The following is a 9,402-nucleotide window of genomic DNA, read 5'->3' as shown; positions in this document are numbered from 1 at the left end:
GACGAAATGGCGCCCCTCAAGTGCCATGGCAAAACAGGATTTGTATCATCATGACGCAGACCGCGTTTCTTAATCCTGCCCGCGCCGTGGTGTCGACCCACAGCGGCACGATTGCCGGCGAACGCTTCCTGGTTCTCGATTCGTGGCGCGGCATCTGCGCGCTGATGGTGGCGCTGTTCCACTTCCCGACCGGTTCGACGATTTCGCAAAGCGCCTTCATCGGTTCGTCCTACCTCTTCGTCGACTTCTTCTTCGTTCTTTCCGGTTTCGTCATTGCCAGCAGCTACGGCAGCCGGCTCAGCCAGCCGGAAGAAGTGGCTCGCTTCGCCCTGGTCCGCTTTGGCCGCATCTACCCGCTGCATTTGCTCATGCTGGCCGCTTTCGCCGGCTTCGAGCTGCTGCGGCTGGTGCTGCCGCAGCTGCACGGCACCGGGGCAGCTCCCTTCACAGGAGGTTTCGACCTCAGGAGCCTGCTTGCCAATCTTCTCTTGCTGCAAGGCGTCGGCTTCGAGGATCACCTGACCTGGAATGCGCCAAGCTGGAGCATTTCGGCGGAGTTCTTCGCCTATCTGCTGTTTGCGGGCGTGGTCTTCGTTGCCGGCGAGCTCGCCTGGATATGGTTCGTCGGCGCTGCCGTCACCGCGCCGCTGTTCCTGCTTGGCTTCTCGACCCATCATATGGATGTGTCCTTCGATTTCGGCTTCATCCGCTGCCTGTACGGCTTCTCGCTGGGCGCCTTGCTTGCCTGGTTTCAGCATGATTCCATTGCAGGGGCGCGACAGGCCCTGGCCAGGGGCGGCCGGCGCATGGCCTGGACCCTTGCCGAGATCGTCATGGTCGCCGTCATCGTGCTTTTTGTCTCGCTGTCGGGCGACAATGATTTCGGCATCGCGGCACCCCTGGTGTTCGCGCTCGCGCTGTTCCTCTTCGCGCATGAAGGCGGCTGGATCAGTGCCCTGCTGAGGACGCCGTTCATGCTGACGCTCGGCGCGCTGTCCTATTCGATCTACATGGTCCACATCTTCGTCCAGGCACGCATGATCAACATCGCCGGGCTCGTCGAGCGCAAGCTTGGCGTGGGCCTGATCGACGACATCGTGCTGCGCGGCCAGCCGGCGACCGGCTTCGGGGCCGGCTGGACAGGGGCCGTGGCGATCGTCGTCATGCTTGTCGCCACCATCGCCGTCTCCTGGATCACCTGGCGTTTCGTCGAAATGCCGGCCATGGCCTGGTTCCGCCGGCTGTCGAAACGCATCTGACGCGAGCATGATCCCGAAAGAAAGTGGAAGCCGGTTTTCGGAAAGGGATCATGCTCAAACAAGACATCAGCTAGCCGGCTTCGTTCACCGGGCTGTCACGGGCATCGCCTATCCGGGTTTCGATCCGGCAAGGAGCGATTCTCGATGCGGACCATCTGGCAGAGCCTTCTGCTTTGCGCGGCACTTGCGGCCGCCTCTGGCCAATCATTGGCAGGAGAAACCCGCGCCAGGCAGATCCTCGACCGCTTCGAACATGCCAACCAGTGGCGCGACCACGTCATGATCGCCGCGCATCGCGCCGGCAGCATGCAGGCCGGCAAGACGCTCTATGCGGAAAATTCGATCGCAGCCGTCAAGGGTTCGATCGCCATGGGCGCCGAAATCGTCGAGGTCGACATCAGGCGCTCGAAGGACGGTGAGTTCGTCGTCATGCATGACAGCTGGCTCGACCGCACCACGACCTGCAGGGGCGAGGTGGTGAAATACACGCTGGCCGAACTGAAGACCTGCCGATTGGTGGTTGAGGGTACCTGCGCCATCACCAATGAGACAGTTTCGACGCTGCGCGAGATGCTGCTGGCGACCAGGGACCAGATCCTCATCAACCTCGACAACAAGCTCGAGGTCGGCGACCTCTCCGGCATGATTGCGGTGGCTCGCGATCTCGGCATGGCCGAACAGGTCATCGTCAAGGAAAACCTTTGGAACTCCACCCGGATTGCGACGGTCAAGGCCGCCATGGATGCCATAGGCGGCGGCTTCCAGTTCATGCCGATCATTGCTGACGACGCGGTGCACGATGCCGCTTTCGCCGAGACGGTCGACCACGCCTTTTCGCCACGCGCGACCGAGCTGATCAACTGGCGGGCAGGCGCCGAGACGCTGACCGAAACCGGCGGGCCGTTGTTCAGCACGCGCATGCGCGCGGCCGCGGTGCGTGGCAACTGGCACATCTGGGCCGACACCTACGCCATCGTCAACAAGCCGGGCGGCTTCCTCGCCGGTGGCCGCGGCGACGAGCTGGCGGTCCAGGCCAGCCTGCCGCGAGAGGCATATGGCTTCTGGGCCGATCGCGGCGCCACCATCATCCAGACCGACGAGCCGAAGGCGGCGATCGACTGGCTGGCGGCGAATGGCTACCGCGTGCCTTACGCCGACGAGGCGCGGCCGGCTGAGCCCGCCAACACGGCGAGCATCAACTAGGAACGTTGGCGCCGCACCCCGCCTGGGAATGCCAGCGCCTTCACCCCACCCGGCGCTACGCGCCGACCTCCCCATCGAGGGGAGGTAGAGGTTGCTGCTAACCGCGCGCGCCGAGTGGCTGCAAGGCAAAGGTTTGTCGCCAGTTGGTCGTCGGAATGTTGCAGAGCGATGGCAAACTTGGGCGCCCTACCYCCCCTTGATGGGGAGGTCGGCGCGCAGCGCCGGGTGGGGTGACAGCCGTCCCCCAAAAAAAGGCTGCCCGAAGGACGGCCTTTTGCTTATGCAACTGCGCGCAGTGCTGCGTCGTCAGGCAGCCGCCGCCATGCCATCCAATTCCCTGAGCACATCGCCCGAAAGCTCCAGTTCGGCGGCAGTGAGGTTCTCCCGCAGATGCGCGACCGACGATGTGCCGGGGATCAGCAGGATGTTGGGCGCGCGCCGAAGCAGCCAGGCGAGCGCGACCTGCATCGGGGTGGCGCCGAGGCGCTGCGCCACATCGGAGAGCGTCGAGGACTGCAGCGGGTTGAAGCCGCCGAGCGGGAAGAACGGCACGTACGCAATGCCGTCACGAGCGAGGTCGTCGATCAGGGCGTCGTCGCCGCGATGCGCCAGATTGTACTGGTTCTGCACACAGACGATCTCGGCGATCCGGCGTCCTTCCCTGATCTGGGTCGATGTCACGTTGCTCAGTCCGATATGCCTGACCAGGCCTTGGCGTTGCAGTTCGGCCAGCACGGTGAGCGGCGGTTCGATCGACCCCTCGGCGGGACCGTGGGTGTCGAACATGATGCGCAAATTGACCACGTCGATCACCTCGAGGCCGAGATTGTGCAGATTGTCGTGCACCGCCTGGGTCAGCGCTTCGGCGGAAAAGGCCGGAAGCCATGATCCATCCGCGCCGCGCCGGGCGCCGATCTTGGTGACGATGACCAGATCCTTGGGGTAGGGGGCCAGCGCCTCGCGGATCAGCCGGTTGGTGACGTGCGGGCCATAGAAGTCGCTGGTGTCGATGTGGTCGACGCCTTGTGCAACGGCCTCGCGCAATACTGCCAGTGCCGCGTCATGGTCCTTGGGCGGCCCGAACACACCGGGCCCGGCGAGCTGCATGGCACCGTAGCCAAGCCGTTTCACGGTGTGGCTGCCAAGGGTGAAGGTGCCGGCCTGTTGGATATTGGACATGATTGATCTCCTTTGAGGCGGCGAAGATAGGTGCTGCTCAATCTTGTGATAATCAGGTACAATCCACACAGGCTGTACGGAATTGCGAACAATGATGGATCTCAGTGATCTGAACGCCTTCGTGGCGGTGGCGCGCGCCGGGGGTTTTCGCGATGGTGCGCGCGCCAGTGGCGGCAGCGCCTCGGGCTTGAGCGAGGCGGTGCGTCGCCTGGAAGCGCAGCTCGGTGTCAGGCTGTTCAACCGCACGACGCGCAGCGTTGTCCCGACCGAGGCCGGTCTCAGCCTGCTGGAGAGGCTCGGTCCGGCGCTGTCGGAGGTGGAGGCCGCCCTCGATGTGGTGAATGGCTTTCGCGACAGGCCGGCGGGCTCGTTGCGTCTCAATGTGCCGGTCAGCGCCGCGCGGCTGATATTGCCCGACATCGTCCCAGGCTTCCTCGCCGCCTTTCCCGGCATCCGGCTGGAGGTGATCGCTGACGAGAATTTTGTCGATGTGCTGGCTGCCGGCTGCGACGCCGGCATCCGCTACGACGAGCGGCTGGAACAGGACATGATCGCGGTGCCGATCGGACCGCGCGTGCAGCGTTTCGCCACCGCCGCCAGCCCAGCCTATCTCGATCGCCATGGGCGGCCGCAACATCCGGGCGACCTGCTCGGCCATGCCTGTGTGCGGGGCCGCTTTGCCAGCGGCGCGATGCTGCCGTGGGAATTCGAGCGCGACGGCGAGGTGGTGCGCATCGATCCGACAGGCCCGCTGATCGTGCGGATCGGCGGGGCGACCGATCTGGCCGTCGATGCGGCCATCGCCGGCACCGGCATCATCGGCCTGTTCGAGGGCTGGCTTCGCCCGCACTTCCAAAGCGGGGCGCTTGAACCCATTCTGGAACCGTGGTGGCAGAGCTTCTCCGGGCCGTTTCTCTATTATCCCGGCCGCCGCCTCGTGCCGGCCCCGCTGCGGGCGTTCATCGACTATATCAAGGCCGGCAGACCCTGAGACCTGCGCCATGCATGAATTGCGCCGGCGCCGTCACCCCACCCGGCGCTACGCGCCGACCTCTCCATCGAGGGGAGGTAGCGTGCCGCGCTCTTCTACCTCCCCTTGGATGGGGAGGTCGCGCCGAAGGCGCGGGTGGGGTGATGGCGGAGCCGCAAAACAAAAAGGCCGCCCGAAGGTGGCCTTTTCGATTGGCAAAACTGCGGAGCGCTTAGCGCTTCGAGAACTGGAAGCTGCGGCGGGCTTTCGCCTTGCCGTACTTCTTGCGCTCGACGACGCGGCTGTCGCGGGTCAGGAAGCCGCCCTTCTTGAGCACGGCGCGCAGCGCCGGCTCGTAGTAGGTCAGCGCCTTGGAGATGCCGTGGCGCACGGCACCGGCCTGGCCCGAGAGGCCGCCGCCGATGACGGTGGCGACGATGTCGTACTGGCCCGAGCGGTTGGAGGCGATGATCGGCTGGTTGAGGATCATCTGCAGGACCGGACGCGCGAAATAGGTCGCGAATTCCTTGTCGTTGACGATGATCTTGCCGGAACCCGGCTTCACCCAGACGCGCGCGATGGCGTTCTTGCGCTTGCCGGTGGCATAGGCGCGGCCCGACTTGTCGAGCTTCTGGACATGGACGGGTGCCGCGGCCTGCGTGTTGGTGTTGCCTGTGGCGGCGCCCAGTTCTGCGAGCGAGGAAAGCTCAGCCATCTTATGCGACCTTCTTGTTCTTGGAATTCAGCTTGGCCACGTCGAGAACTTCGGGCTGCTGGGCGACATGCGGATGCTCTGCACCTGCATAGACGCGCAGGTTCTTCATCTGCCGACGGCCGAGCGGGCCACGCGGGACCATGCGCTCAACGGCCTTCTCGACGACACGCTCGGGGAAACGACCCTCGAGCAGCTGGCGCGCGGTGCGCTCCTTGATGCCGCCGGGGTGGCCGGTGTGCCAGTAATAGACCTTGTCGGTGAACTTCTTGCCGGTGAACACTACCTTGTCGGCATTGATGACGATGACGTTGTCGCCGTCGTCGACATGAGGGGTGAAGGTCGGCTTGTGCTTGCCGCGAAGATGATTGGCGATGACAGTGGCAAGACGGCCGACGACGAGACCCTCGGCGTCGATCAGGATCCACTTCTTCACCACATCCGCAGGCTTCTGCGAAAAGGTTGTCATATTTTCTGCTTTCGGTTCGGACCTTCACCAGGGAAGGCGTTTCTTGTTGCTTGGATTGGCGAAGGGCGCTTGCCCGCCGCCAATAACAAAACGGCGGCCTTTGCGGGCCGCTGCTTCGTGAGGGCTTATAGGCGAGGGCAGTTGTCGCGTCAAGGCTAACGAAAAGGGGAACAGCAGGAAAAGGAAAGCAAAACCAACATCTTGGACAAAAGGTATTATTTTACCACATCATCATTTCGCTTCGGCGGGATCGAATACGTGCCGGTGGCATGCGCCACGGTGTGTCCGTCCGGGCCGGCGACGATGTCGATGTCGAACACCATCAGGCTCTTTCCCAGCTTCAGGATCCGGCAATGGCCATCGATCGGCCCGGCCTCGGCCTTGCGGACGAAGTTGATGTCGAGGTTGACTGTAACGGAAAGCGCGTCCGGCCCGGCATGAGAGAGCACGCAGACATAGCCGCCGATATCGGCGAGCGTGAACAGCGACGGACCCGACACCGTGCCGCCAGGGCGCAGGTGCCGCTCGTCGGCATTGAGCCGCACGAGGCAACCGCCCGGGAACACGTCGATCGCCTCGTAATGTTTGAACTCGTCGTTGAGCTGGGGATAGACGCTACCCATCAGCACATTGACTTCCGCCGCGGTCAGCACCGGCTTGAGATTGCTCTGGGCGGGCATGGCGGTCTCCCTCGTATGCGCCTGTTTGAACGCGGCCGGGCCTTCTGGCAACACCGTTTCAGCCTCCATTGATGACAATCCTAAGCCACAGGGACAAATGCAGGGCAGCCTTGTCGCTTGTGCCAGCAATCTGTTTGATGGTGTTGGACGAGGCGCGATGGCGTACTAGATTGAAGCATCCAACCACGATCCTGAATCGCGGAGAAACGACCATGGCTGAAATCCTTGCCATCAAGCCTGGCGCCGTTGAAGGTCCGGTTGTCGCACAACTGGACAAGAGCGTGCTGCGCCTCACGCTTGCCAATCCGCCCGCCAACGCGCTGTCGCTGGCGGTAATGGAGGCGCTGACGGGGGAACTCGAACGCGCCAGAACCGACAAGGCGGTTCGCGTCATCGTTCTCTCGGCCGCCGGCAAGGTGTTCTGCGCCGGCCATGATCTCAAGGAAATGACGGCGCGCCGCGCCGACGCCGATCATGGCAAGGCCTTTTTCGCTGAGACGTTTGCGGCCTGTGCCACGCTGATGCAGGCGATCGTGCGTCATCCCTTGCCGGTGATCGCCGAGGTCGACGGCCTTGCCACAGCCGCCGGGCTGCAACTGGTCGCCAGCTGCGATCTGGCAATTGCGTCGCATGAGGCGACCTTCTGCACCCCCGGCGTCAACATCGGCCTGTTCTGCTCGACGCCGATGGTGGCACTGTCGCGCAACGTCTCGCGCAAGCATGCGATGGAGATGCTGTTGACCGGCGAGACGATCGATGCGGCAACCGCCAAGGAGTTCGGCCTGGTCAATCGCGTCGTGCCGCGTGAATATCTGAATCAGATTGTCACCAAATACGCGCAAACCATTGCTTCCAAATCATCTTTGGTGGTCAAGACCGGCAAGGAAGCCTTTTACGCGCAGGCTGAGATGGGATTGGCCGACGCCTATGCCTACACCGGTCGGATCATGGTCGACAACATGCTGGCGCGCGACGCGGAGGAGGGCATCGGCGCCTTTATCGGCAAGCGCAAGCCGCAATGGACGGACGAGTAGTCGTGGAACCGCGCATCTCCATCATCACCATCGCGACGGACGATCTCGACCGCGCTGTGCGCTTCTACGAGGCGATGGGCCTGACCCGTCATGCCGGCATCACCGACGGTGTCGCCTTTTTCCAGATGGGCGGCGCCATTCTCGGCCTGTTCCCGCGCGCCAGCGCAGAGGAGGACTCTGGCGTTGCCTTCACTGGGGCGCCGTCCGCCGTCTACCTCGCTTACAACACACGCTCCGATGCCGAAGTCGACGAGGTGCTCGCCATGGCCGAAAAAGCCGGCGGCCGTATCGTCAAGCCGGCCGGCCGCGCCTTTTGGGGCGGCTGGTACGGTTATTTCGCCGATGCCGATGGGCATGTCTGGGAAGTGGCGCACAATCCGGCCTTTCCAATCGCGGAGGACGGCACCATTTCCCTGCCTGGCTGATGGCCTGTCGTAAGCAGCTGACGCGGCTCAAGGCACCCTATCTCAAACGCATCCGGCTTGACTGGAACCTGCCGCTGTTTCGCGACCACGATTTCGAACTCGAATTCACCACGCCGATCTGCACCGATCCGCAAGCTTTTGTGCAGGAAGCGCTGTCGGAGGATGATGCGTGACGGATGACGATCTCAACTGGCGCAGCGAACAGGCGTGCCGCGAAGCCTGGCCGGCGGCGATCGAAACCGTCGTCGACGGCTGGCTTCTCAGGCGCTCCGGTGGCCGGACCCGGCGCGCAAACTCGGTCAATCCCTTGCGTGGCAAGCGCGGTGCGCCCGACAAGGTGATCGACGCCGCCGAGTCCTTCTATGTCGGCCACGACCAGACGCCGCTGTTTCGGGTGCCTGATATTGCCGATGAGCTCGAAGCCGCACTCGACCATCGCGGTTACCAGCTCGAAGGCGGAACCATCCATCTTTATGCCGGTATCGACGACCTGGCGGAGATCCGTGACGGGCGCGTCACTGTATCGCTGGTGCCCGGCGAAGACTGGCTCGCAGCGCGGTTTCGCATGGGCGCCTACGACGACATCGATCGCCGGGTCTTTCGCGAGATGACGGGGCTGATCGCCGGCGACCGGGCGTTCGTGTCCTGTGAACGCGACAGCGAAATTGCCGCGCTGGCCTATGGCGTCATCCGAAACGGGCTGCTTGTGGTGGAATCGGTTGAAACCGACGGCCGCTTCAGGCAGCAAGGCCTGGGCCGCAAGACGGTCGGCGGTCTGATCGACTGGGCACGACGGGCGGGTGCTGACGCGGCATGCCTGCAAGTGGTGGCCGACAATGCGCCAGGCCGTGCGCTCTATGCTTCGCTTGGATTCAGCCGTGAACTTTACCGCTATCACTACCGCAGGAAGCCGCATGAACCACGATAGTTACGACAACACCTACATCGCCGGCATCCTCAATTCGGTGAAGACCATCGCCATGGTTGGCGCGTCCGCCAATGACGTGCGGCCAAGCTATTTCGTGCTGAAATATCTGCTGGCCAAAGGCTTTTCGGTGTTTCCGATCAACCCTGGCCAGGCCGGCAAGCAAATCCTCGGCCGGATGACCTATGCCAGGCTGGCCGATATTCCCGAACCGATCGACATGGTCGACATCTTTCGCGCGGCGTCGGCGGTGCCGGGCATTGTCGATGAGGTATTGCGGCTCGATCCCTTGCCGAAAGTCCTTTGGATGCAGCTTGGCGTACGCCATGACGAGACAGCCGCGCGCGCCGAGGCCGCCGGCATCAAGGTGGTGATGAACCGCTGCCCCAAGATCGAATATGGCAAGCTGTCCGGCGAGATCGGCTGGACCGGCGTCAATTCGGGGGTCTTGTCGTCGAAGAAGCCGCTGATGCGCCCCGGGTTCCAGAGTTTCGGCGTTCGCCAGAAATGATGCATGTCGCCCAAAAGTGCGCAGCGGTTTTGGGA

At 63.4% G+C, this 9,402-nt stretch carries 11 protein-coding genes and 1 pseudogene; 8 read left to right on the top strand and 4 right to left on the bottom strand.

The window, feature by feature from the left end:
• Positions 1–50 precede the first annotated feature (50 nt).
• On the top strand, positions 51–1,259 hold the full coding sequence (locus ACXJ7R_RS16985) for an acyltransferase family protein (protein ID WP_457152851.1): 1,209 nt from the start codon (positions 51–53) through the stop codon (positions 1,257–1,259).
• Positions 1,260–1,403: 144 nt separating this feature from the next.
• A complete protein-coding gene (locus tag ACXJ7R_RS16980) occupies positions 1,404–2,462 on the top strand; it encodes a glycerophosphodiester phosphodiesterase family protein (RefSeq protein ID WP_457152850.1) in 1,059 nt (352 codons plus the stop codon).
• Positions 2,463–2,768: 306 nt separating this feature from the next.
• On the opposite strand, the gene ACXJ7R_RS16975 is transcribed toward ACXJ7R_RS16980, so the two are convergent.
• A complete protein-coding gene (locus tag ACXJ7R_RS16975) occupies positions 2,769–3,641 on the bottom strand; it encodes an aldo/keto reductase family oxidoreductase (protein ID WP_457152849.1) in 873 nt (290 codons plus the stop codon).
• A gap of 91 nt (positions 3,642–3,732) precedes the next feature.
• On the opposite strand from ACXJ7R_RS16975, the gene ACXJ7R_RS16970 reads away from it, so the two are divergent.
• Complete coding sequence (locus ACXJ7R_RS16970; protein ID WP_457152848.1) at positions 3,733–4,632, top strand: LysR substrate-binding domain-containing protein; 900 nt, start codon at positions 3,733–3,735, stop codon at positions 4,630–4,632.
• A 211-nt stretch (positions 4,633–4,843) separates the two neighbouring features.
• Here ACXJ7R_RS16970 and rpsI read toward each other — a convergent pair whose 3' ends face one another.
• The 3 genes from rpsI to ACXJ7R_RS16955 all read right to left on the bottom strand — a co-directional run bounded on the left by rpsI (position 4,844) and on the right by ACXJ7R_RS16955 (position 6,472).
• Positions 4,844–5,326 (bottom strand): 30S ribosomal protein S9, encoded by a 483-nt coding sequence (gene rpsI / locus ACXJ7R_RS16965; RefSeq protein WP_457152847.1) that lies wholly within the window; start codon positions 5,324–5,326, stop codon positions 4,844–4,846.
• A 1-nt stretch (position 5,327) separates the two neighbouring features.
• On the bottom strand, positions 5,328–5,792 hold the full coding sequence (gene rplM, locus ACXJ7R_RS16960) for a 50S ribosomal protein L13 (RefSeq protein WP_010915638.1): 465 nt from the start codon (positions 5,790–5,792) through the stop codon (positions 5,328–5,330).
• A gap of 215 nt (positions 5,793–6,007) precedes the next feature.
• Positions 6,008–6,472 (bottom strand): PaaI family thioesterase, encoded by a 465-nt coding sequence (locus tag ACXJ7R_RS16955; protein ID WP_457152852.1) that lies wholly within the window; start codon positions 6,470–6,472, stop codon positions 6,008–6,010.
• Positions 6,473–6,684: 212 nt separating this feature from the next.
• Between ACXJ7R_RS16955 and ACXJ7R_RS16950 the strand changes: the two genes are divergently transcribed.
• From ACXJ7R_RS16950 to ACXJ7R_RS16930, 5 genes and pseudogenes are all read left to right on the top strand, one after another.
• Positions 6,685–7,506, top strand: coding sequence for an enoyl-CoA hydratase (locus tag ACXJ7R_RS16950; protein WP_457152846.1), 822 nt, complete (start codon positions 6,685–6,687; stop codon positions 7,504–7,506).
• A gap of 2 nt (positions 7,507–7,508) precedes the next feature.
• Entirely contained in the window at positions 7,509–7,931 is a 423-nt protein-coding gene (locus tag ACXJ7R_RS16945; RefSeq protein WP_457152845.1) for a VOC family protein, read from the top strand.
• Positions 7,931–8,050: pseudogene (locus tag ACXJ7R_RS16940) on the top strand (AAA family ATPase); the annotation flags it as partial. The gene ACXJ7R_RS16945 and the pseudogene ACXJ7R_RS16940, both read left to right, overlap by 1 nt.
• 50 nt (positions 8,051–8,100) lie before the next feature.
• Positions 8,101–8,859: a GNAT family N-acetyltransferase gene (locus ACXJ7R_RS16935; RefSeq protein ID WP_457152844.1), complete on the top strand. Its 759-nt coding sequence runs from the start codon at positions 8,101–8,103 to the stop codon at positions 8,857–8,859.
• Positions 8,846–9,367, top strand: coding sequence for a CoA-binding protein (locus ACXJ7R_RS16930; RefSeq protein ID WP_457152843.1), 522 nt, complete (start codon positions 8,846–8,848; stop codon positions 9,365–9,367). The genes ACXJ7R_RS16935 and ACXJ7R_RS16930 overlap by 14 nt, the downstream gene beginning before the upstream one ends.
• Positions 9,368–9,402: the final 35 nt, after the last annotated feature.

The organism is Mesorhizobium sp. P5_C1, assembly GCF_054049815.1.
This window is presented reverse-complemented; position numbering and strand designations above follow the sequence as displayed.